This window comes from Anaerotruncus sp. G3(2012) (genome assembly GCF_000403395.2).
GTDB lineage: Bacteria > Bacillota > Clostridia > Oscillospirales > Ruminococcaceae > Anaerotruncus.
Genome location: NZ_KE159675.1, coordinates 1 through 22933, shown reverse-complemented (window position 1 = coordinate 22933; position 22933 = coordinate 1). Strand labels below are relative to the sequence as shown.

Annotated in this window: 21 protein-coding genes; all 21 read left to right on the top strand. The window is 54.0% G+C overall.

Going from position 1 to position 22933, the window contains the following annotated elements; translation table 11 throughout:
• The first annotated feature begins 34 nt into the window (after positions 1-34).
• Positions 35-571 (top strand): hypothetical protein, encoded by a 537-nt coding sequence (locus C814_RS15500; protein ID WP_196809928.1) that lies wholly within the window; start codon positions 35-37, stop codon positions 569-571.
• Positions 572-583: 12 nt separating this feature from the next.
• The gene (locus C814_RS15495; RefSeq protein ID WP_016316309.1) at positions 584-2242 is read left to right on the top strand and encodes an antirestriction protein ArdA; all 1659 of its coding nucleotides are present in this window, start codon (positions 584-586) and stop codon (positions 2240-2242) included.
• Positions 2239-2415, top strand: a complete 177-nt coding sequence (locus C814_RS24185; RefSeq protein WP_016316308.1) for a hypothetical protein — start codon at positions 2239-2241, stop codon at positions 2413-2415. Before C814_RS15495 ends, C814_RS24185 begins: the two co-directional genes overlap by 4 nt.
• A 437-nt stretch (positions 2416-2852) precedes the next feature.
• On the top strand, positions 2853-3980 hold the full coding sequence (locus tag C814_RS15490) for a DUF6017 domain-containing protein (RefSeq protein WP_016316307.1): 1128 nt from the start codon (positions 2853-2855) through the stop codon (positions 3978-3980).
• A 15-nt stretch (positions 3981-3995) separates the two neighbouring features.
• The gene (locus C814_RS15485) at positions 3996-4208 is read left to right on the top strand and encodes a DUF5348 domain-containing protein (protein WP_016316306.1); all 213 of its coding nucleotides are present in this window, start codon (positions 3996-3998) and stop codon (positions 4206-4208) included.
• Positions 4209-4250: 42 nt separating this feature from the next.
• The gene (locus tag C814_RS15480; protein WP_016316305.1) at positions 4251-4727 is read left to right on the top strand and encodes a PcfB family protein; all 477 of its coding nucleotides are present in this window, start codon (positions 4251-4253) and stop codon (positions 4725-4727) included.
• Positions 4724-6529: a VirD4-like conjugal transfer protein, CD1115 family gene (locus C814_RS15475; protein WP_016316304.1), complete on the top strand. Its 1806-nt coding sequence runs from the start codon at positions 4724-4726 to the stop codon at positions 6527-6529. The genes C814_RS15480 and C814_RS15475 overlap by 4 nt, the downstream gene beginning before the upstream one ends.
• 28 nt (positions 6530-6557) lie before the next feature.
• Positions 6558-6785 (top strand): hypothetical protein, encoded by a 228-nt coding sequence (locus C814_RS15470; protein ID WP_016316303.1) that lies wholly within the window; start codon positions 6558-6560, stop codon positions 6783-6785.
• A 96-nt stretch (positions 6786-6881) separates the two neighbouring features.
• The gene (locus tag C814_RS15465; RefSeq protein ID WP_002566673.1) at positions 6882-7097 is read left to right on the top strand and encodes a Maff2 family mobile element protein; all 216 of its coding nucleotides are present in this window, start codon (positions 6882-6884) and stop codon (positions 7095-7097) included.
• A 71-nt stretch (positions 7098-7168) separates the two neighbouring features.
• A complete protein-coding gene (locus C814_RS15460) occupies positions 7169-8032 on the top strand; it encodes a VirB6/TrbL-like conjugal transfer protein, CD1112 family (RefSeq protein WP_005946756.1) in 864 nt (287 codons plus the stop codon).
• Between the two features lie 19 nt (positions 8033-8051).
• Complete coding sequence (locus tag C814_RS0105050; protein WP_022788455.1) at positions 8052-8501, top strand: PrgI family protein; 450 nt, start codon at positions 8052-8054, stop codon at positions 8499-8501.
• The gene (locus tag C814_RS15455) at positions 8404-10809 is read left to right on the top strand and encodes a VirB4-like conjugal transfer ATPase, CD1110 family (RefSeq protein WP_016316302.1); all 2406 of its coding nucleotides are present in this window, start codon (positions 8404-8406) and stop codon (positions 10807-10809) included. The genes C814_RS0105050 and C814_RS15455 overlap by 98 nt, the downstream gene beginning before the upstream one ends.
• A 19-nt stretch (positions 10810-10828) precedes the next feature.
• Complete coding sequence (locus C814_RS15450) at positions 10829-12784, top strand: C40 family peptidase (RefSeq protein ID WP_016316301.1); 1956 nt, start codon at positions 10829-10831, stop codon at positions 12782-12784.
• A gap of 23 nt (positions 12785-12807) precedes the next feature.
• Complete coding sequence (locus C814_RS15445; protein WP_016316300.1) at positions 12808-13065, top strand: DUF4315 family protein; 258 nt, start codon at positions 12808-12810, stop codon at positions 13063-13065.
• Complete coding sequence (locus C814_RS15440; protein ID WP_016316299.1) at positions 13052-13813, top strand: DUF4366 domain-containing protein; 762 nt, start codon at positions 13052-13054, stop codon at positions 13811-13813. Before C814_RS15445 ends, C814_RS15440 begins: the two co-directional genes overlap by 14 nt.
• Positions 13810-15900, top strand: coding sequence for a DNA topoisomerase 3 (locus C814_RS15435; RefSeq protein ID WP_016316298.1), 2091 nt, complete (start codon positions 13810-13812; stop codon positions 15898-15900). Before C814_RS15440 ends, C814_RS15435 begins: the two co-directional genes overlap by 4 nt.
• Positions 15901-16094: 194 nt before the next feature.
• Positions 16095-16544 carry a 2-thiouracil desulfurase family protein gene (locus C814_RS23030; RefSeq protein WP_081645011.1) on the top strand — a complete coding sequence of 150 codons (450 nt, stop codon included), beginning with the start codon at positions 16095-16097 and terminating at the stop codon, positions 16542-16544.
• 123 nt (positions 16545-16667) lie between these two features.
• Complete coding sequence (locus tag C814_RS15430; RefSeq protein WP_016316297.1) at positions 16668-18857, top strand: antirestriction protein ArdA; 2190 nt, start codon at positions 16668-16670, stop codon at positions 18855-18857.
• 94 nt (positions 18858-18951) lie between these two features.
• Positions 18952-20853, top strand: coding sequence for a tyrosine-type recombinase/integrase (locus tag C814_RS15425; protein ID WP_016314727.1), 1902 nt, complete (start codon positions 18952-18954; stop codon positions 20851-20853).
• Positions 20850-21818 (top strand): tyrosine-type recombinase/integrase, encoded by a 969-nt coding sequence (locus tag C814_RS15420; RefSeq protein WP_004058800.1) that lies wholly within the window; start codon positions 20850-20852, stop codon positions 21816-21818. Before C814_RS15425 ends, C814_RS15420 begins: the two co-directional genes overlap by 4 nt.
• On the top strand, positions 21808-22845 hold the full coding sequence (locus tag C814_RS15415) for a tyrosine-type recombinase/integrase (RefSeq protein ID WP_016314726.1): 1038 nt from the start codon (positions 21808-21810) through the stop codon (positions 22843-22845). The genes C814_RS15420 and C814_RS15415 overlap by 11 nt, the downstream gene beginning before the upstream one ends.
• Positions 22846-22933 lie beyond the last annotated feature (88 nt).

The following is a 22933-nucleotide window of genomic DNA, read 5'->3' as shown; positions in this document are numbered from 1 at the left end:
CCTGCTTTTCTTTTACTCATTTTCAGAAAGGATGATGTCTTTGAGCAAAACCGAACCCAATTTCATGGATCATTTGAAATCGCTGCTCCCCGCAGGCGGTGACGCAAGCGAACTGGAGGCAGCGGCCCAGGCGCTTGCCGGACTTTCCCCGGAGGACCGTGACCTCCTGGCCGCTGTCCAGGAGTCTCCCTTCCGACTGACCACCCTGGAACAGTTCCGAGAGTTTCCTGCGAATACCGAGTATTTCATTCTGGAGCCCAACATCAGCAAGGTGGAGGACGTGGGCTGGCGCTATCTGGCGCAGCATTTGGACGTCCTTCTGCCCCCGGAGCTGCTGGACGCCATTGATCCTGTTCCCTTCGGCAACCATGCCATGCAGGAGGAACAGGGCTGCTTCACCAGTAGAGGCTATCTCACCCTCTCCGGCGACGAGTGGGAACATGAGCGCCCCAGGGAGAGGCAAACAGAGAAAAAGCCCTCCATCAAGGAACGGCTGGAACAGAGCCGGAAAGAATGTGCCAATCAGAGCAAGGCGCAGACCCATCGGGAAAAGCCTGCGCCGGAGCGATAAGGAGGTGTCGCTATGCCCCATTATGACTATGACAAAGATTATCCCTTTGCCGCCTTCATCACCAACTTGGGCAAGTACAACGAGGGCGCCCTTGTGGGCGAGTGGGTGAAGTTCCCCACCACGGCGGAGGAACTGAAGAAGGTCTTTGAGCGCATCGGGATCGGCGCGAAGGATGACTTCGGGCAGACCTATGAGGAATGGTTCATCACGGACTACGACTGCTATGTGGACGGCCTCTATGACTTGCTGGGTGAGTATGCCAACCTGGACGAGCTGAACTACCTGGCCTCCAAGCTGGACGATATGAGCCAGGATGAATATGAGCGGTTCCAGGCGGCCATGGAGATCGGCGACCACACGGGCAGCATCCAGGAGCTTATCAACCTGACGGAGAACCTGGACTGCTACGATATTTACCCCGACATCCACGACCACGACGATCTGGGACGATATTACATCGAGGAACTGGATGCCATGCAGGTGCCGGAGCATCTGCGCAACTACATCGACTATGAAGCCTACGGGCGGGACATCGCCCTGGAGGAAAGCGGCCAGTTCACCGACCGGGGCTATGTGCGGGACACCGGGGACAGCTTCCATGAGTATTACGATGGCGAGCGCGGCAGCATCCCGGAGGAATACCGGGTGATGACCTTCCAGGACGACATCCCCGAAGAAGAAATTTCGGAATGGGCCATGGACCTTGCCTACGATATGGACGAGTTTTTCCGGCAGCACGACCCGCAGTATGCCGCCGAGCACCCGGAGGAACACGCGGCGAAGGAAGAAATCTACGAAAACCTGATGGCCGGGCACATCTCCGCCCTGGACGAGAAGCTGGCCGCCCTGGGGCAGACCCAGGAGGACTATCTGCCTTCGGAGATCGAGAAATTCAAGGACGCCACCGGCTATGAGGAATTTCTGGATGTGGACCCCCAGGCGATTCGGGAGGCCATTGAAAACCCGGATCAGTCCCATGTGGACGAAATGCTGTCCTTTGCGGAGCAGGCAAACCGGGAGTATGAAGCGGAACTGTACGGCCAGCCAGCGGCGCCGGAGAAGTTGACTGTCCTAGTGGTGGAGCCCATGAAGGAACCCTATGTGAAGGAGATCGACCCCGGCCTCCATGCGCTGCAAGCGGAGGTGGGCGGCGATATTGCCGCCTCCTATCCGTTTGACGATCCGGTGGGGCTGGTGCTGAACGATGAAGGCAAGCTCATCGGACTGGACCTGAACCGTTCCCTCCGGGACGAGCATGGGGAGATTTACGACATTGTGGCGGGCACCTTCCTGGTGGTGGGCCTGGGACCGGAGAGTTTTGCGTCCCTGGCCCCGGACATGATCCAGAAGTACACCGAGCAATTCAAGCGGCCGGAGCTGTTCGCCAGCATCAACGGGCAGATCGTGTCTGTCCCCGTGGAGCCGGAAAACCCGCTGCGCACGGCGGAAATGACCCTGGAGGATGACTACGGCATGATCGACGGGATCATCAACAACGGCCGCCGCGGGGAGGAACTGGAGAAAGCCCAGGCCGAGGCGCGCAGGACCACGCCGGAGAAAAAGCCTTCCATCCGGGAGCGGCTGGAGGACGCGAAACGGAAGTGCGCGGAACGGAAAAGCCCGGACAAGCCTGCCCCGCAGAAGAAGCCCCCGGAGCTGGGCGACTTATGAGCCGGAGCAAGAAATGGCGGCTGGAATGGGCGTTCTTCCTGAGCGAGAACGGCAGACGCCAGTATAACAAGCTATGCAAGGGCTGTGTCCATCCCTGCAAGCAAAGTTTCCGGGCGGTGGTGTTGTCCTGTCCGCACTATCTTTCCCTCCGTTCCAAAAAACGCGGGAATTAGGGTTTAAAATGGGTGAAGAAACCGCCTGTGGCGGCTTTTCTGTGTAGGGGCAGTATGATTTCCCGTGTGGGGCGGCAAGGTGTTTCTTCATAGGGAAAACGCCGGATTTTCACATCTAGACAAAATGGGAGCGCCGTCATCGGATCAACATGGTCCGGTGGCGGCGCTTCTTTTCTTTTTGGTTGAACAACTCTGATTATCTCAAAAAAGCCCGGAAATACGGGCATTTCACGGGATATAAGAACTGAATTTACTACCGATTTACTACTTTCGGATTGAGCTTTGACACGCTTCTGCCTCCCGTGAAGCCCACCGCCCAAATAGTGACACATCGAAAATCGAATACGACACCGCAAACGGCGGCGTTCTCTTTTCCCCTTTGGGGAGATCAGGACGCCGCTTTTTTGCGCCCAAAACCAGAAAGGAGGCGACCGCCTATGTACTTTACTTCCGGCAGCGACCGGGCCTTTGAACAGCTCATGCAGACGAGGACGGGCGCAGATCATTTTGACAGCGGCGAGGCCGGAGCGCCGGAGGACTGCGGCACCTGCCGTTTCTACCGCCCGCACTGGAAGTACCAGTTTTGTGTGTATGAGGAATGTCCCTACCAGCCGGGCAAGCTCACCGCCCTTGACGGCGCGGTGAAATTTCAAGTGAAAGGAGTGGACGACGAGATGGCAGTTTTTCGAGTGGAGAAAAACCGGGGCTACACGGTGATGTCCAACCACCACCTGCGGAACAAGGACTTGTCCCTGAAAGCCAAGGGGCTGCTGTCGCAAATGCTGTCCTTGCCGGAGGATTGGGATTTTACGCTGAAAGGCTTGTCCCTTATCAACCGGGAGCAGATCGACGCGATCCGGGCGGCGGTTAAGGAGCTGGAACAGGCGGGCTATATCGTGCGTTCCCGTGAGCGTGACAGCCAAGGCCGCCTGCGCGGGGTTGATTACATCATTTACGAACAGCCCCAGCCTGTGCCGGATTCACCTACATTGGAAAATCCAACATTGGATAATCCAACGCAGGAAAAGCCTACGCAGGAAAAACCAACGCAATTAAATAAAGATAGATCAAGTAAAGACAAATCAATTACAGATGGATCAAATACCGATTCCATTCCTATCCTTTCCCCTCCCTCTCCTTTGGGGGAAGAAGCGGCTGCGCCGCCGGAACGGAAAGGAACGGGAGCGAAATCACAGAGCGCCGTAGAGATTTATCGGGAGATCATCAAGGACAACATCGAGTATGAACACCTTTGCCAGTACGCCAAGGGGATTGACCGGGATATGCTGGACGAGATCGTGGACTTGCTGGTGGAAACCGTATGCAGCGCCCGAAAGACCATCCGCATTGCCGGGGACGATTACCCCGCCGAGCTGGTGAAATCCAAGCTGATGAAACTGAACAGCTCTCACATTGAGTTTGTCTTTGACTGTATCAGCAAAAACACCACGGAAATACGGAACATCAAAAAATACCTGCTGGCGGTTCTGTTCAACGCCCCAAGCACCATCAACGGCTATTACACGGCGCTGGTGGCCCATGACATGAACACAGGCAAAATCTGAAAGGAGGACGACCCTATGAAACAGGGTGCTTTGATTTTTGACGAGCAGACAGACCGCTACGACATCCGCTTTGACCTTGCGGACTATTACGGCGGCCTGCACTGCGGAGAAACTTTTGATGTGATGGTGGGCGGCAGATGGAGGCCGACCCGCATTGAAATGGCCGAGAACTGGTATCTGGTGGGAATCCATGCCGACGACCTCTCCGGCCTGTGGGTGCGGATTTAAGCCATCCGCCTGCCTGCTGACTTTCCAAAGGAGGGATAGCAGTTGCAGGAAGAAGTAGACCAGAAAACCATAGCGTTAGCGGTTAAGACGGGCAAGCTCACCGCCCAAGTGCTGCAAGCGGCCATCCGAAAATATCTGGCCGCCCGGCAGAAAGGGACGGGCAAGGCCCATCACGGCCAGCAGAGCTTACGGCAGCTCAAAAAGGACGGTTCCGCCCTGTCCAACATTGAGATCACCGACGCCAACATTGGCTTATTTAAGCCCTGCGCCAAGAAATACGACATTGATTTTACCTTGCGGAAAGACCGCACTACCCATCCGCCCCGGTATATCGTGATCTTCAAATCCAAGCAGGCGGACAATCTGGAACAGGCGTTTAAGGAGTTTACGGCCAAGAAGCTCAAACAGCAGGAACGCCCCTCCATCCGAAAGACCCTTTCCGTCCTGAAAGAAAAGGCAGCGGCCAGAAGCAGCCAGCAGGCCAAGGAGAAAATCAAGGAAAGGGGGCTGTCACGATGAAACCGGAAATGAAAAAGCTGATAATCGCCAACCTGCCCTATCTGCTGTTTGTGTACCTGTTCGGCAAGCTGGGACAGACCTACCGGCTGGCGGCTGGGGCGGACTTGTCGGAAAAGCTGCTGCACCTTGCGGACGGCTTTTCCCTTGCCTTTGAAAGCGCCGCCCCCAGCTTCCACCTGTTCGATCTGGCGGTGGGCGTGGCCGGTGCGGTGGCATTGCGGCTGATGGTGTACTGCAAGAGCAAGAACGCCAAGAAATACCGCCGGGGCGTCGAGTACGGCAGCGCCCGTTGGGGCGGGCCGAAAGATATAGCCCCGTACATCGACCCGGTGTTTGACAACAACATCCTCCTGACCCAGACGGAACGCCTCACCATGAACAACCGGCCCAAAGACCCCAAGACCGCCCGGAATAAAAATGTGCTGGTGATCGGCGGTTCCGGCAGCGGCAAGACACGGTTCTTTGTGAAGCCCAACCTCATGCAGTGCGTGTCCAAGGACTACCCGACCTCATTCGTGATTACCGACCCGAAAGGCAGCCTGATCGGGGAAGTAGGCCAGCTCCTTGTGCGGTGCGGCTACCGGGTAAAAGTGCTGAATACCATTAACTTTTCCAAGAGTATGCGATATAACCCGTTTCGCTACATCCATTCGGAAAAGGACATTTTGAAGCTGGTAAACACGCTGATCTGCAACACCAAGGGCGAGGGCGAAAAGAGCGCCGAGGATTTTTGGATCAAATCGGAACGCCTGCTGTATTCGGCCCTCATTGGCTATATCTGGTACGAAGCGCCGGACGATGAAATGAATTTCACCACGCTGCTTGAAATGATAAACGCCAGCGAAGCCCGCGAGGACGACCCGGAATTTCAATCCCCGGTAGACCAGATGTTTGAACGGCTGGAAGAAAAAGACCCGGAACACTTTGCGGTGCGCCAGTACCGTAAATTCCTGCTGTCGGCAGGCAAGACCCGCAGCTCCATTTTGATAAGCTGTGGAGCCAGATTAGCGCCCTTTGACATCCGGGAAGTGCGGGAGCTGATGGAGGACGACGAACTGGAACTTGACACCATCGGGGATCAAAAAACAGCCCTGTTCCTGATTATGTCGGACACGGACACGACCTTTAATTTCATTCTGGCAATGGTGCAAAGCCAGCTCATAAACCTTTTGTGCGACCGGGCCGACGACAAATACGGTGGGCGGCTGCCCGTCCATGTGCGGCTGATTCTGGACGAGTTCGCCAACATCGGCCAGATTCCAAACTTTGACAAGCTGATTGCCACCATCCGAAGCCGGGAAATCTCGGCTTCTATTATTTTACAGAGCCAGTCGCAGCTAAAGGCCATTTACAAGGACGCGGCGGAAATCATTTCCGACAACTGCGACTGTACGCTGTTCCTTAGTGGCAGGGGCAAGAACGCCAAGGAGATCGCGGAGGTGCTGGGCAAGGAAACCATTGACAGCTACAACCAGAGCGAGAACCGGGGCGCACAGACCTCCCACGGACTGAACTACCAAAAACTCGGAAAGGAGCTGATGAGCCAAGACGAAATTGCAACGATGGATGGAGGCAAGTGTATTTTGCAGGTGCGTGGCGTAAGGCCGTTTTTCAGTGAGAAATACGACATCACCCGCCACCCCCGCTATAAATACCTCTCGGACGCCGACAAAAAGAATACCTTTGATGTGGACAGCTACCTGTCGTCCCTGCGCCGGAAAAAGCGGCGCGTGATAACAGAGGACGAACCCTTTGACCTCTACGACATTGAGCTGTCGGATGAAGATTTTGCCGCAGAATAAAGCGGCCATAGAGAAAGGAGCGTGACCGATGGGACACTCGGACGAATGGACATTTGCGGATTATTTCAAGTATGAGCAGGAAATCTACCGGGCGATCATTTCCGCTGCGGTTTTGTGCCAGTGGATCGCGGAACATGATAACCCGCCCACGGACGGGGAAGCCGAAGAACTTGCAAGGGAAATAGACCGCAGACTGTGTGAAGCATGGGGCGAAATTTTTTCGCTGGCTGTGCTGGAATGGCGGGACGGCCAGTAACTCCAGGCCGTCTGCGGATTGTGAGGCTGCCGCTGTGTACGGCGGCTTTTTTTGTACCCAAACACCATCACAATCTGAATTTATGGAGGTAAATTTATGGAATTTTTCAATAGTGCAGTTGATACTTTGCAGACCATCGTTGTGGGCCTCGGCGGAGCGCTTTGCGTATGGGGCGGCGTCAATCTTTTGGAGGGATACGGGGCGGACAACCCGGCAAGCAAGTCACAGGGAATCAAGCAGCTTGTCGCCGGAGGTGGCGTTGCCCTGATCGGCATGACCCTTGTTCCGCTGCTGTCCGGGCTGCTGGGATAACCCCATGTGTGTTAGAAAACCCTCCGCGCCCTCTCTGATCTGGGAGGGCGCGGGAAAGGAGGTGTCCCCACATGATCGGTGATTTAATCGGGGAATGGATCAAAGGAATCCTGATCGACGGTATCATGGGCAACCTGTCCGGCCTGTTTAACACGGTCAATACCAAAGTCGGGGAAATCGCGTCGGATGTGGGCAGTACCCCGCAGGACTGGAACGGCGGCATTTTTTCCATGCTGCAAAACCTGTCCGAAACGGTGATCGTCCCCATTGCGGCGGCCATTCTCGCCCTTGTGATGTGCTATGAGCTGATCGACATGATCGTGGAAAAGAACAATATGCACGACTTCGACAGCTCCATGTTCTTCCGCTGGATTTTCAAAAGCGCCTTTGCCATCCTCATTGTGACGAACACATGGAATATCGTCATGGGCGTATTTGACGCCACCCAGCAAGTCGTCAACCAGAGCGCCGGGGTGATTATCGGAGATACCAGCATTGATTTTGACACGCTGCTCCCTGATCTGGAAAGCCGCCTTGAAGCAATGGACATCGGGCCGCTGCTGGGCCTGTGGTTCCAGACCCTTGTTGTGGGGCTGACGATGAACATTCTTTCCATCTGCATTTTCCTTGTGACCTATGGAAGAATGATTGAAATTTACGCCGTGACCGCATTGGGGCCGATCCCCCTTGCCACGCTGGGCAATGCAGAGTGGCGCGGCATGGGCCAGAACTACTTGAAATCCCTGCTTGCGCTGGGCTTCCAAGCCTTTTTAATCATGGTGGTTGTCGGGATTTATGCGGTGCTGATCCAGCAGATCGGCACAGCCGACGACATATCCGGCGCAATCTGGGGCTGTATGGGCTATACCGTTTTGCTTTGCTTCTGTCTGTTCAAGACGGGAAGTATCAGCAAGGCCGTATTTACTGCCCACTAAAGAAACGAGGTGACTTTTTATGGCTTATGTAACTGTCCCCAAGGATTTAACCAAGGTCAAATCCAAGGTAGTATTCGGGCTGACGAAACGCCAGCTCATTTGTTTTGGCGGTGCGCTGCTTATTGGCGTCCCGCTTTTCTTTTTGATCCGGGGCCGCGTCCCGACCAGCGCGGCGGCGCTCATTATGGTGTTCGCCATGCTGCCGGGCTTTCTGCTGGCGCTTTACGAAAAACACGGCCAGCCCCTTGAAGTGGTGGTGCGCCAGATCGTCGAGTGCTGCTTCATCCAGCCCAAGGAACGGCCCTACCAGACCAACAACGCTTATACCGCCCTTGTGCGGCAATCCCAAATGGAAAAGGAGGTCAACGCCATTGTCCAAAAAGCAAAAGAACGAAACGAGCGCAAAAGCGCCGGTCAAGCTCACCCGCGCCGAAAAGAAAGAGATTCAGGCCGTCATCCGAAAGTATAAGGGCGACGGCAAGCCCCATTCGGCGCAGGCCAGTATTCCCTATGAGGCCATGTATCAGGACGGCGTGTGCCGGGTAACGCCCCGCACCTTTTCCAAGTGCATTGAGTTTACGGACATCAGCTACCAACTGGCGCAGGCGGACACCAAGACCGCCATCTTTGAAAACCTGTGCGACCTCTACAACTATCTGGACGCCTCCATTCATGTGCAGTTTTCCTTTATCAACCGTAAGATCGACCCCAAGCAGTACGCCAAGAGCTTTGAAATCCGGGCGCAGGGGGACGACTTCGACGACATCCGTAGCGAGTATTCCGACATTTTGCAAGACCAGCTTGTGAACGGGAACAACGGACTGATGAAGCGGAAATTTATGACCTACACCATTGAGGCGGACAGCCTGAAAATGGCCCGCGCCAGACTGCGCCGGATCGAAACCGACCTTTTGGGCTATTTCAAGAGCATGGGGGCCTCCGCGTGGGGACTGGACGCCAAGGAACGGCTGGAAGTCATGCACAGCATTTTCCACCCGGACGGGGAACCGTTCTCCTTTGACTGGAAGTGGCTTGCCCCGTCGGGGCTTTCCACCAAGGACTTTATCGCCCCGTCCTCGTTCCGCTTCGGCAATGCCCGGATGTTCGGGCTGGGCGGCAAATACGGGGCGGTGAGCTTTCTGCAAATCCTCTCCCCGGAGCTGTCGGATGAAATGCTGGCCGACTTTCTCAATACGGAAAACGGCATTGTGGTGAACCTCCATGTGCAGGCCATCGACCAGAGCGACGCCATTAAGACGGTCAAGCGCAAGATCACCGACCTTGACGCCATGAAGATTCAAGAACAGAAACGGGCTGTCCGCAGCGGTTACGATATGGATATACTTCCCAGCGACCTTGCCACCTACGGGCAGGACGCCAAGGAACTGCTAAAGACCTTGCAGAGCCGGAATGAACGGATGTTCCAGCTTACCTTTTTGGTGCTGAACACCGCAGACACCCGGCAAAAGCTGGAAAACGATGTGTTCTGGGCTGCCGGGATCGCCCAGAAATACAACTGTTCCCTTGTGCGGCTGGACTACCAGCAGGAACAGGGGCTTATGAGCAGCCTGCCGCTGGGGGCCAGCCACATCCAGATTGAACGCTCCCTGACGACTTCCAGCGTGGCCGTGTTCGTCCCTTTTGTGACGCAGGAGCTTTTTCAGGGCGGCGACGCCATGTATTACGGGATCAACGCCAAGACCGGCAACATGATTATGCTCGACCGCAAACGGGCGAGGTGTCCCAACGGGCTAAAGCTGGGGACACCGGGAAGCGGCAAAAGTATGAGCTGTAAATCAGAAATTTTGAGCGTGTTCCTCTGCACCCCGGACGATGTGTATATCTGTGATCCAGAGGCCGAGTATTACCCCCTTGTGAAGCGGCTGCATGGGCAGGTGGTGAAGCTGTCGCCTACCAGCAAAAACTATGTGAACCCGTTGGACATCAACCTGAACTACTCCGAGGATGAAAACCCGCTGGCCTTGAAATCCGACTTTGTGCTGTCGTTCTGTGAGCTTGTCATGGGCGGCAAGAACGGGCTGGAAGCCATTGAAAAGACGGTGATCGACCGGGCGGTACAGGTGATCTACCGGCCTTATCTGGCAGACCCCAAGCCGGAAAATATGCCCATCCTTGCAGACCTGCACAAAGCCCTGTTAGACCAGCATATCCCGGAGGCCGACCGGGTGGCGCAGGCCCTTGACCTGTATGTGTCCGGCAGCTTAAATGTGTTCAACCACAGAACCAACATCGACATCAAAAACCGCATTGTGGCCTTTGACATCAAGGAGCTGGGCAAGCAGCTAAAGAAAATCGGTATGCTCATTGTCCAAGACCAGATTTGGGGGCGCGTCACCCAAAACCGCAGCAAGGGCAAGGCGACATGGTATTTCTGTGATGAGTTCCACCTGCTTTTGCGTGAGGAACAGACGGCGGCCTTTTCCTGTGAGATTTGGAAGCGTTTTCGTAAGTGGGGCGGGATTCCCACAGGTGCGACGCAGAATGTAAAAGACCTGCTTTCCTCCCCGGAAATTGAGAATATTTTGGAAAACAGCGACTTTATCTGCCTGCTTAATCAGGCCAGCGGCGACCGCAAAATCCTTGCGGAACGGCTGAACATTTCACCCCAGCAATTACGGTATGTGGACAATTCCGAACCCGGCGAGGGGCTTCTCATTTACGAAAATGTGATCCTGCCCTTTAAGAACCCCATCCCGAAAAACACCCAGCTCTACCAGATCATGACGACCCGGTTAGGCGAGGGGGCGACGGTATGAGGCACAAGGAGGTGAAGTCATGGAACCCTTAAAACCCCGCGACAAGGTAACACAGCACATAACCCGCGACGGCCTGACGCTGGATAACCAGACCACCGGCGAAAGCGTCAATGTGTCCAGCCGGGAGGCCGAGCAGGAATACACTACCCAGCCGGAGGGCGCGGCGGAAAAAATACTGGAACGGGAGGACGAACTGCACGACCGCCACAGGGCAAAGAAAGCGGCCAAGGACGCCGGGGAAACTGTGGCGCAGGCCACCGGCCCCGTTTCCCGGTTGCAGTTTACCGCCGAGGAACGGGCCTCCCCGGAGCTGGCCCCGTATATCAAAAAGACGGAAAAACGGGCGGATAAGCTGGAAGCGGCCAAAGAAGCCCTGCCAAAAAAGCGCGTCGTCACCAAGGAAACCGTCTATGACGAGGCCAAGGGCAAGGCCAAAAGCAGGCTGTATTTTGACAAGGTGGAGAAAGCCCCTCCCCAGCTCAAACCAAACCCGGCCAGCCGCCCCATACAGGAAGCCGGGCTTTATCTCCACGGAAAAATCCATGAGGTAGAACACGAAAATGTGGGCGTGGAGGGCGGCCACAAGGGGGAGGAACTGGCGGAACGGCAGGCGGGCCGCATGATCCGCAGCGGCGTCCACCGCCACAAGCTCAAACCCTACCGGGCCGCAGCCAAGGCCGAGCGAAAGTCCATCGCCGCCAACGCCGAGTTTGTGTATCAAAAATCCCTGCGGGACAACCCGGAGCTGGCGCAGGCGGCAAAGAACCCCGTTTCCCGTTTCTGGCAGAAACAGCACATCAAGCGGGAATATGCCAAGGCAGCAAGGGCGGCGGGCCAGACCGCACAGGGGGCTGCAAGCACCGCCAAGACCACGGCTGCCGCAGCCAAGAAAGCCGCAGAGAAAAGCAGACAGGCCGCGTCCTTTGCCGCCCGGCACTGGAAAGGGGCGCTGATCGTCGGCAGCGTGGGCCTCATGCTCCTGCTGGTGATGGGCGGCCTGCAATCCTGCACCGCCATGTTTGGCAGCGCCGGGACGGGCCTTGCCGCCACCTCCTATCTCTCCGAGGACAGCGATATGCTGGGAGCCGAAGCCGCCTATGCCGCGCTGGAAGCAGACTTGCAGCACGAACTTGACAACTACGAAAGCCTGCACCCCGGCTATGACGAATACCGTTTCGATCTGGACGAGATCAAGCATGACCCCTATGTGCTGACCTCCATCCTCTCCGCGCTGCATAACGGCGTGTTCACTTTGGGAGAGGTACAGGGCGACCTTGCCATGCTCTTTGAAAAGCAGTACATCCTGACCCAGACCATCGAAACGGAAACCCGCTACCGCACCGAAACGAGGACGGACAGCGAGGGAAACACCTACACCGTGGAAGTCCCCTACACCTATTACATCTGCAATGTGAAGCTGGAAAACTTTGACCTGTCCCACCTGCCCATCTACATTCTCACCGAGGAACAGATGGGCTTTTATGCTGCCTATATGCAGACTTTGGGCAACCGGCCAGACCTGTTCCCCAACGGCAGCTATCCCCACGCCTCCACCCCGAAAGAGCCGACCTACTATGAAATCCCCCCGGAGGCGCTAAAGGACGAAGCCTTTGCCGCCATGATCGCGGAGGCGGAAAAGTATGTGGGCTATCCCTATGTGTGGGGCGGCAGCTCCCCAAGCACCAGCTTTGATTGTTCCGGCTTCATTAGCTGGGTTATCAATCATTCCGGCTGGAATGTGGGACGCCAGACGGCGCAGGGGCTTTACAACATCTGCACCCCTGTTTCCCCGGAGCAGGCCAAGCCCGGCGACCTTGTATTTTTTGTCGGCACTTATGACACTGCCGGGATGTCCCATGTGGGGCTGTATGTGGGAAATTCGGTCATGCTGCACTGCGGCGACCCTATTTCCTACACGAACCTCAATTCAAGCTACTGGCAGCAGCATTTTTATTGTTACGGGCGTTTGCCTTAAACGCCAGAAAGGAGTTTTTGACTATGGCAATGAACAAATTGGAGCGCATTGAAAAGGATATTGAGAAAACCAAGGGCAAGATCGCGGAGCTGCAAAAGCAGCTTCGGGAGCTGGAAGCAGCCAAGACCGAACAGGAAAACTTGCAGATCGTCCAGCTTGTGCGCGGCCTCAACATGACCCCGCAGGAGTTCGCCGCCTTTGTGCGCGGCGGCGCGTTGCAGGCGGTCCCCGCCCCGATCCCGGACTTTGAACAGGAGGACAGCGCCCATGAAGAAATCTAAACTGTTCCGCACTTTGACGCTGGCTGTGGCCGCTGCGCTCTGCATGGCGACCACGACCGTTACCGCCTACGCCGGGGGCGCTGACCCTGACCCGGTGCCGCTGCCGGAAACCACCGAAGCCCCCGCAGAAGTGCCGGAGGAAACCGAAGAACCCACCACCGGCGGCATGGAGCCGGAGGGCGTACCCGTTACCCCGCAGGGCAACGCCGCACTGGTGGATGATTTTTTCGGGGATAAGCAGCTTATCACCGTTACCACCAAGGCCGGGAATTATTTTTATATCCTGATCGACCGGGCCAACGAGGACAAGGAAACGGCGGTGCATTTCCTCAACCAAGTGGACGACGCCGACCTGCAAGCCTTGTTGGAGGACGGGAAAAAAGAGCCGGAGGTCTGCAACTGTACGGCCAAATGTCAAGCCGGGGTCGTCAATACGGCCTGCCCGGTCTGTAAAAACAACCTGACCGCCTGCAACGGGCCGGAGCCGAAGCCCCAGCCGGAGGAAGAAAAGCCGCAGGAGGAAAAGCCAAGCGGCATGGGCGGCCTTGTGGTGTTCTTTGTGGTGGTGCTGCTGAGCGGCGGCGCAGCCCTCTACTTCCTGAAATTCAAAAAGGAAAAAGCCGACACCACAGGCAATGACGATCTGGCCGAGTATGACTTTGGCGAGGACGAGGACGACGAGGACGAAGCCCCGGAGCCGGACGAGGATATGACAGGTGAAGATGGAAATAAGGAGGACGAAGTATGAGCTATCAGTTAGTAATTGCAGAGAAACCAAGCGTAGCCCGCAGCATTGCGGGCGTGATCGGCGCGGACAAGAAACAGGACGGCTATATGGAGGGGAACGGCTATCTGGTGAGCTGGTGTATCGGCCACCTTGTTTCCCTTGCCGACGCCGGGACTTATGACGAGCGTTTCAAAAAATGGCGCTATGACGACCTGCCGATTCTGCCGCAGGAATGGCAGTACATCATTCCCGACGATAAGAAAAAGCAGTTTGACACCCTGCGTTCTTTGATGGAGCGCCCCGATGTCACCGGCCTTGTGTGCGCCACCGACGCCGGACGCGAGGGGGAATTGATTTTCCGTTTCGTCTACCAGATGGCGGGCTGCAAGAAACCGTTTCAGCGCCTTTGGATTTCCAGCATGGAGGACGCGGCCATCAAGGACGGTTTTGCCCACCTGAAACCGGGAACCGACTACGATAACCTGTATCAGTCGGCCCTTTGCCGGGCGCAGGCGGATTGGCTGGTGGGGATCAACGCGACCCGGCTGTTCTCCATCCTCTACCACAAGACCCTGACCGTGGGCCGTGTCCAGACGCCGACCCTTAAAATGCTGGTTGACCGGGAGGCCAAGATCAGCAGCTTTCAGAAAGAGAAATATCACATCGTCCAGATCGCGGCGGGCGGCATGGAGGCGGCCAGTGAACGCATGAGAAACGCAGACGACGCCAAGGCCCTGAAAGCCGCCTGTGAAACGGCGCAGGCCGTTTGTGTGTCGGTAACACGGGAGAAAAAGACGGAGCAGCCGCCCCGCCTCTATGACCTCACCACCTTGCAGCGGGAGGCCAACCGCCTGTTTGGATTTACCGCCAAGCAGACCCTTGACTATGCCCAGCAGCTTTACGAAAAGAAGCTGCTGACCTATCCCCGCACTGACAGCCAGTATTTGACCGATGATATGCTGCCAACGGCGGAAAGCCTTGTGTCCGGCCTGTGGCCGCTGTTTCCCTTTGCGGCGGGGCTTGACCTGTCCCCGCAGTTTGGCCGGGTGCTGAACAGCAAAAAGGTAAGCGACCACCACGCCATTGTCCCGACAATGGAATTTGTGCAGAAAGGCTTTGACGGGCTGGCCGAGGGGGAAAAGAAACTGCTGTCCCTTGTGTGCTGCAAGCTGCTGTGCGCCGTGGCCGCGCCCCATGTGTACGAGGCTGTCACCGCCACATTCACCTGTGCCGGGAACACCTTTACCGCCAAGGGAAAGACCATCCTGACCCCCGGCTGGAAAGAGCTTGACCGCCGCTTTAAGGCGTCGTTCAAAACAGACGCCGACGACACCGCCCCGGAGCCTGCGCGTGAACTGCCGGAGATCACCGAGGGCCAGACCTTTGACAAGGTAACTGCCGCCGTCACCGAGCATTTCACAGCGCCGCCAAAATCCTACACGGAAGATACCCTGCTTTCCGCTATGGAGCGCGCCGGTGCGGACGATCTGCCGGAGGACGCCGAGCGGCAAGGATTGGGAACCCCGGCCACCCGCGCCTCCATCTTAGAAAAGCTGGTACAGATGGGCTTTGTGGAGCGCAGGGGAAAACAGCTATTTCCCACCAAGGACGGCCACAACCTTGCCTGTGTGCTGCCGGAGGTGCTGACCTCTCCCCAGCTTACGGCACAGTGGGAAACGGAGCTGACGGCCATTGCCAAGGGGCAGGCCGACCCGGAGGGCTTTATGGCTGGAATTGCAGAAATGACAAGGGGCCTGATCGCAAACTACTCCCAGATCAGCGAGGACGCGCAGAAGTTGTTTCAAGCCGAGCGTGTGCTTATCGGCAAATGTCCGCGCTGCGGGGAAAGCGTCTACGAGGGCAAAAAGAACTACTACTGCGGAAACCGAAGCTGCCAGTTTGTCATGTGGAAGAATGACCGATTTTTTGAGGAACGGGGCAAGGCGTTTACCCCGAAGATCGCCGCCGCACTCCTTAAAGACGGAAAGGCAAAGGTAAAGGGCCTACGCTCCTTAAAAACCGGCAAGACCTATGACGGGACGGTGCTTTTGGCCGATACCGGCGGCAAGTATGTGAACTACCGCGTGGAACAGAGGGGCAAAAACTAAAGACAGCAAGCATAGGGAGTGTAGCCACACTCCCGGCAAAATCCCTGACCCGGCGCACCTGCCGGGCCGGGGATTTTCTCTTTGGGGAAGCCCCAAACCCCTTGTATCCAGCAAATTTACAATTCATCTATTCCAAGATACACCGTGTCATAGTATAATAAAGCCAACGATAATATCCATTTGAGGTGATAAGTGTGAAAATATTAGTTAGTGCTTGTATTATGGGAGTGGATTGTAAATATAATGGAAAAAATAACAAAAATCTGGCAGCTATCAACTACTTAAAAGATAAAGAAATTATTTGTATTTGTCCAGAGCAATTAGCAGGTATGGCTACTCCCAGACCTTGTGCAGAGATTGTGAATGGTGTAGTAACAGACGAAAATGGAAATGATGTTGATTTGGAATATAAACGAGCAGTATCAATGGCACTATCCCAAATTCAACATGAAGATATTGAGTTAGCTATACTACAATCCAGAAGTCCTACCTGCGGAGTAAACCAAATATATGATGGTAGCTTTACCGGAAAGTTGATTTCTGGAATGGGATTATTTGCAAAGGCATTAAAAGAACGAGGAATCAAAGTTATTGATGTTGAAGAAGTAGAAAACTTTAATTTGTTAGACTGTTCCCAGCTTTAATCAATCTAACCCAAACTTTCAAAATTGAATATCAGCCACTTATTATCGGCCCACCCAGCAGGAAATCTTTCAAAGGTTTCCTGCTTTTCTTATGCTATTTTTCAGAAAGGATGTGAACCCCAAATGTCTTACAGTTCCTACGACCACGACGATTTAGAACCGGCCAGCACTATGCGGATCGAGCGCCGGATTTACTTTGAAAGCGGCAAGGCCGATCTTTCCGAAATGGTAAAGCTGCCCCTTGCGGAGCTTCTTTCCCTGCGGGCGGAAAGCGCCGCCGCAGAACAGGAAGTGTTTGACCGCCTGAAAGAACAGGCCGCCGCATGGGAGGAACAGGCCGGAAGAACCCTGTTTCTGGACAAAGCTCTTGAATATGCCCGGACGCTTCCCGTCACCCACACCGCAAACCAGTGGGAGGCCCCGGACGAATACCGCCATATCCGCAGCAACATGGTTTACCAGATGGATTACTCCATTTCCGAGAACACCCGGTATGACAGCGCCGCCCCAAAATCCGTTCCCTACTCGTGGACGCTCCGCTGGAGCCTACGCACTAACGCGCCGGGCAGCTACCGGCAGGCCAAGATCGCCGGACAGGATCGGAAAGTCTTTTCCAGCCGGGAAGAACTGGACAAGTACCTGAATGGCCGGATTAAAGCCCATGAACATTACTTTACCGAAATTTCCCCGGCCATCCCCAAGGAATACGCCGACTATTTCAAGGTCAACGGCTGCCTGCTCCCCGGCTACACCATTGAGGGAGAGGAACCGGCAAAAGCCGCAGAGCTTCCCGCGCAGGAAGAAACCGCGCAGCCGCAGCAGACCGCAGCCACCCCGGAAAGGAGGGAACCCGTGAACGAAGTATTTTCTATTTTTCTTGATAACCGCGCCGAGGCGCAGACCGGCGGGCCGCATGGCTACTGGCTTTCCCTGCCGACTTCCGCTGAACAGGTACAGGAAGCCCTAAAGGAAATCCACATCACCGCCGACAACCAGCAGGACTTGTTCATTGGCGGCTTTTCCGCCCCGGAGGAAAAACCGCTGGAACTGCCGGAGGATTTAATCAAGGCCGCCAGCGTGGACGAACTGAACTTCCTTGCCGTCCAGCTTCAAAGGCTGGACGCCGTGGAGCTTGCGGAGCTGAACGCCGCCATGCAGTCCCCGGCAAAAATGCAGACCATCGGGCAGCTTTTGGACTACGCCGAAAACACCGATTGTTTTGTCTTAATCAACGCCAAGGACAACCGCAGTCTGGGGGAATATTATCTGAATGATTCCGGGCTGTTTGTCGTTCCTGACCCGTGGAAACCGGCCATTGACACGGAACGGCTGGGAAGTTTTATCGCCAACGAGGAACAGGGAACCTTTACCGATTACGGCTATATTCTGCGAACCAGCGACAAATGGCAGCGCGTCCATGAGGGACAGCCAGTGCCGGAGGAATACCGGGTGATGGCCTATCCTGCGCCGGAAATTCTGCGGGAGGAAAGCAAGGTACAGCCGGAGGCGGCAGCGCCTACAAAGGCCCCGCAGCCTGTTACCCCCATTCTCTTAAACGGCCAGAACAGCGCCGAGCGCATGAAAGAGATCACCGACCGGCTGGAAACCGGCATACAGGAGCTTTTCGAGAGTGAACGCTACAAAGCCTATCTCACCACCATGTCCAAGTTCCACAGTTACAGCTTCAACAACACCCTCCTGATCGCCATGCAGGGCGGACAGCTTGTGGCGGGCTACAACAAGTGGCGGGACGATTTTCACCGCAATGTGAGGAAAGGCGAAAAGGCCATCAAGATACTGGCCCCAGCCCCGTTCAAGGCAAAAAAGGAAGTGCAAAAACTGGACGCACAGGGCAGGCCGGTGATGGGAAAGGACGGAAAGCCTGTTACCGAAGTAAAGGAAATACAGGTTCCGGCCTTTAAGATCGTTTCCGTCTTTGATGTGAGCCAGACCGAGGGGGAACCGCTGCCCTCTATCGGCGTGGAAGAACTGACCGGCGGCGTGGAACGCTACGGGGAGTTTTTCAAGGCGCTGGATCAGACCTCCCCGGTTCCCATTGGTTTTGAGGACATTCCGGGCGGTTCCCACGGCTACTACCACCTGACGGAAAAGCGGATCGCCATTCAGGAGGGCATGAGCGAATTACAGACCCTAAAGACGGCCATCCATGAGATCGCCCATTCCAAGCTCCACGCCATCGACCCGGAAGCCCCGGCCATAGAGCAGGCCGACCGTCCCGACAGCCGCACCCGCGAAGTGCAGGCCTTATATCCATGTTTTTATAATGTTGATCTTTTAAACTATTTCCCATAAATCCTCACTTTCTTGTACAAAAGATGAGCATTATCAGATACGCTATTCTTAGGTTTTCCCCTCAGATGGGAATCCGGAAAGGAGCGCATTTGATATGCAAATAAACTATTTAGATGCTGTTTCATCCGTTCTCAATATGATGAAGCAGCCTGACAGTGCATGTAAAAATATAGACATGCATAGAACCTGTTACACTACATTTTTCAAGTACCTGATGGATAATGACATTCCTTTTTCTATGGATGCCGCACTGGACTGGCTTGAGATTAAGAAACTGGAAATTTCCTACGAGGCGTGTTCCCAATATAGAAACGCCCTGTTCCGCCTTGAGCATTACCTGCTCTTTGGAGATATCGAAAGTCCTTTCTGCCGCTCAGAAGACAGTTTTTTCTGCCGTAGCGGGATGTCGGAATCCTTTTTCCGCCTGACATATGAGTTGGAGAAATACTATGCGTCCAACCAGAATCCCAGCTATTACCATACGTATTCCGTTGCCACAAAAGAGTTTTTCAAGCTTGCGACTTCCCTTGGAATTACAGAGCCGGAAGCAGTCACCATAGATACTCTTATCGAATACTGGAATACTTACTGCAAATCCTGTGGCTCTCCCGACAGATGCCAGAACGCCGTATGCGCCATGACGGCGCTTATGAAATACCTTCACCTCCGGGGTGATGTGCCGGAGTGTTATCAGCTGGTTCTTTTTGGCGGTAACGCTGAAATACTGCCGGGTATGAGGCTTCCAAAAACAGGCGTCGCATTTCATCCCAGTGTACCCCTTGAACATAAAGCGGAAGAATATCTTGACGCTCTGAATGATTGGAAATACATGGAGTCATCAAAAGCTGTTTACCGCAATGATTTCACCTGGTATTTTATGTTTTTGGAACTTAACCGTCTGGAACATTCACCAGAAACTGTAACCCTATGGATAGATATGCTTCCGGATTGTCCGGATCAGGCCAAAGCCGGCAATTCCATATCGGCCCGCCGTTCACACACGATCAGAATGTTTGGGAAGTATCTCCAGGGCACAATGGAATCTAACATAACTGCAGGCCAAAAGCGTGCGTCCGACCAACTCCCGTCATGGAGCAAAACCATTCTTGATGGTTTTATAGAGAGCCGCAAGCGGGATGGGATGGCCAATAATACACTTACCATGTGCAGATCTGCCGGATGCCGTTTTTTCAAATATCTTGAAGACAACGGGATAGATCATCCAATGTCCATAACGCCGGATGTGGTGAAAGCATTCCATAACCAGGATGTCCACTCGACCCCGGAGAGTAAAAATGCATATGGGTCTAAACTCCGCCAGCTTCTGCGGTACATGGCCGGCCAGGATCTGGTTTTGCCAACACTTGTTTTTGCGGTATCCGCAGGCTGCGCTCCCCATCGCAGCATCGTTGATGTCCTGAGCGATGATATGGTTAAGAAAATATATGAATACCGTGAGAAAGCCTCCACCCCCATAGAACTCAGGGACACAGCCATGGTTATGCTCGGACTCCGGATGGGTATCAGGGGCGCAGACATCCTAAAGCTCCAGGTAAATGATTTCGACTGGAAAAATAAAACGGTCTCCTTCATCCAGCAGAAAACAAGAAAAGCAATCACGCTTCCAGTACCGACAGACGTAGGTAATTCAGTGTATAAATACATCATGGATGGGCGTCCGGAATCGGCTGCCGCAGGTAACGGATATATATTTATCCGCCATCAGGCGCCATATATCCCGCTTAAAGTTACAACGGCATGCCGCGGGGCTTTAAAAAGAATACTTGCCGAATATGGTTTTGAACTGTCTGCCGGCCAGGGCTTCCATATGACACGGAAGACATTTGCCACAAGAATGCTCCGGGCAGGCAACAGGCTTGATGATATTTCTAATGCCCTTGGGCATGCACGTCAGGAAACTGCTGAGGTATACCTCGAACGTGACGAAGATAAAATGAGGCTCTGCCCTCTGGAATTTGGAGGTGTCTTATCATGACATACATTTTTGAGAGCGGCCTGGCACATCATATCGAAGGGCTTATACAACAAAAACGGGCTGATGGATATGCCTATCATGCCGAAGAAAAGCTGTTAAAACGCTTTGATACTTTTTGCGTACAGAATTATCCGGAACTGACAACAGTTACTTATGAAATGGCAGCCAAATGGTCCGAAGCCAGACCTTGCGAAGGAGATGCCTATCACAACCGCCGTATGTCGGTCGTGAAAGTGCTGGGTGAATATATCCTTTCCCTCGGCCAGGAAGCATACATCCCTAATTTTTTCTGCAAGGCTTACCGCCCGGCCCTTTACATCCCGTCAAAAGATGAGGTTAAGGAGCTGCTGCGGAAAATGGATATCCGCACATCCCATAATTCAGAGCAGCTAAGGCTCGACAGGGAGTGCAAGATTCTTTTTCTCCTGTATTTTTGCTGTGGGCTGCGTCTGTCAGAAGGGCGGCTGCTAAAGTGGGAACATATAGACCTGGAAAAAGGGATCCTTACTATCCTTGGCTCAAAAGGCAGCAAAGACCGTCTTGTATACCTTCCGCAGGACAGCCTTCCAGTACTTAAAAGCTATAAAGAATGCCAGGAAAAGCTTTTCCCCGGAATTGACTGGGCTTTTCCAGGAAAAGACCCGCATAAGCCTGTTTCGTGTTCCGGAGTAGAGTCAAGTTTTAACCGTCATTGGGCTATGCTTCCAGCTGCCGGGACACTTGCTAAACACCCGACGCCCCACTGTTTACGCCACGCTTTTGTAGTGGAGAGGTTTAATGAGTGGATGCACCAGGGAATTGATACAAACACTATGCTCCCATATTTAAGCAGATACCTTGGACATAAAAGCCCTGATGAAACGTATTATTACTATCATCTTGTAGAAAAGGCATTTGATACTATCCGGGAGAAAGATACAGTGTCGGGAAAGGTTATTCCGGAGGTGGTTCCCTATGAAGAATAAACCAGAAAAGATACGGTCTGGCCAGCTGTTCTTTTCCCAGACATGGAACTTTCTAAATGTCTATTTGGTAAAGCAGGCCGGACGCAGTCAGGCTACAGCAGAATCCTATAGGGATTCCCTTACAATATTTAAAAACTATCTTGTAGGTGAATTAGGTAAGTCCATAAGCACCTTTCAGTTTTCCGACTGTACCAAAGAATGTATTTATAACTTTAGAGAGTATCTGCTTGCAAATGGCAGCCAGCCATCAACTGTAAATGTAAGAGTCGCGGCTATCCGCGCCTATCTGAACTATGCCTCGGATATGGACATATCCATCCAGTCGGTTGCTCTGGCAGTCAGCCAGATATCACCCTGCAAAACCATAAAAAAGGAAAAGCCTGTTCTGTCCGAGGATGCACTTGCCGCAATACTGTCCGCACCGCCGGATACGAAGTTTGGTGTACGGGACCGTGCTATTTTGATTCTCCTCTACGATACAGCTGTAAGAGTCAGTGAGCTGCTCAACATCCGCTTATGTGATGTTGCAATGGAATCAAAATATCCCAATATTTTCATAACAGGCAAAGGCAACAAAGAGAGAACCATACAATTGACAGCTAAAGCGGCTGGACACCTTAAGGAGTATATGCGTGTATATCACAGCAATTCTTCTAAAGAAGCCTACTTATTTTCCACAACGATAAAAGGTGTGGCAGACAGGATGTCCGTTGGAAATGTCCAGAGGATTATAAAAAAATATGCAGCCCTGGTAAGCGAGGCAGGGATCAGCATTCCAGATTCAGTCCATTGCCACATGTTCCGGCGGACCAGGGCCACAAATCTTTACCAGGATGGGATCGCCATTGAACTTGTCTCTACAGTGTTAGGACATGCCAGGACTGATACAACCAAAAACTACTATGCAAAGCAGTCTGTTGAACAGCTTCGGGGAGCAATGGAATCTGTTCCAACACCCATACCTGATGAAGCGGCAATGTGGGAGGGCAGTGAAGATGAAATGGCAAGGATTTGTGGATTGCGCTAACGAATAATGCTCATCTTTTAGTAGTAAAGTGCCTTATTTCTCAGCATTCTTTAAAATGATTAACATTTTGGAATGCTGAGTATAAGGC

Excerpts from the sequence above, each read along its gene's own strand:
- C814_RS15500 (WP_196809928.1), top strand. The coding sequence starts at position 35 with ATGTCTTTGAGCAAAACCGAACCCAATTTCATGGATCATTTGAAATCG.
- C814_RS15495 (WP_016316309.1), top strand. The coding sequence starts at position 584 with ATGCCCCATTATGACTATGACAAAGATTATCCCTTTGCCGCCTTCATC.
- C814_RS24185 (WP_016316308.1), top strand. The coding sequence starts at position 2,239 with ATGAGCCGGAGCAAGAAATGGCGGCTGGAATGGGCGTTCTTCCTGAGC.
- C814_RS15490 (WP_016316307.1), top strand. The coding sequence starts at position 2,853 with ATGTACTTTACTTCCGGCAGCGACCGGGCCTTTGAACAGCTCATGCAG.
- C814_RS15485 (WP_016316306.1), top strand. The coding sequence starts at position 3,996 with ATGAAACAGGGTGCTTTGATTTTTGACGAGCAGACAGACCGCTACGAC.
- C814_RS15475 (WP_016316304.1), top strand. The coding sequence starts at position 4,724 with ATGAAACCGGAAATGAAAAAGCTGATAATCGCCAACCTGCCCTATCTG.
- C814_RS15470 (WP_016316303.1), top strand. The coding sequence starts at position 6,558 with ATGGGACACTCGGACGAATGGACATTTGCGGATTATTTCAAGTATGAG.
- C814_RS15465 (WP_002566673.1), top strand. The coding sequence starts at position 6,882 with ATGGAATTTTTCAATAGTGCAGTTGATACTTTGCAGACCATCGTTGTG.
- C814_RS15460 (WP_005946756.1), top strand. The coding sequence starts at position 7,169 with ATGATCGGTGATTTAATCGGGGAATGGATCAAAGGAATCCTGATCGAC.
- C814_RS0105050 (WP_022788455.1), top strand. The coding sequence starts at position 8,052 with ATGGCTTATGTAACTGTCCCCAAGGATTTAACCAAGGTCAAATCCAAG.
- C814_RS15450 (WP_016316301.1), top strand. The coding sequence starts at position 10,829 with ATGGAACCCTTAAAACCCCGCGACAAGGTAACACAGCACATAACCCGC.
- C814_RS15445 (WP_016316300.1), top strand. The coding sequence starts at position 12,808 with ATGGCAATGAACAAATTGGAGCGCATTGAAAAGGATATTGAGAAAACC.
- C814_RS15440 (WP_016316299.1), top strand. The coding sequence starts at position 13,052 with ATGAAGAAATCTAAACTGTTCCGCACTTTGACGCTGGCTGTGGCCGCT.
- C814_RS15435 (WP_016316298.1), top strand. The coding sequence starts at position 13,810 with ATGAGCTATCAGTTAGTAATTGCAGAGAAACCAAGCGTAGCCCGCAGC.
- C814_RS15430 (WP_016316297.1), top strand. The coding sequence starts at position 16,668 with ATGTCTTACAGTTCCTACGACCACGACGATTTAGAACCGGCCAGCACT.
- C814_RS15425 (WP_016314727.1), top strand. The coding sequence starts at position 18,952 with ATGCAAATAAACTATTTAGATGCTGTTTCATCCGTTCTCAATATGATG.
- C814_RS15420 (WP_004058800.1), top strand. The coding sequence starts at position 20,850 with ATGACATACATTTTTGAGAGCGGCCTGGCACATCATATCGAAGGGCTT.
- C814_RS15415 (WP_016314726.1), top strand. The coding sequence starts at position 21,808 with ATGAAGAATAAACCAGAAAAGATACGGTCTGGCCAGCTGTTCTTTTCC.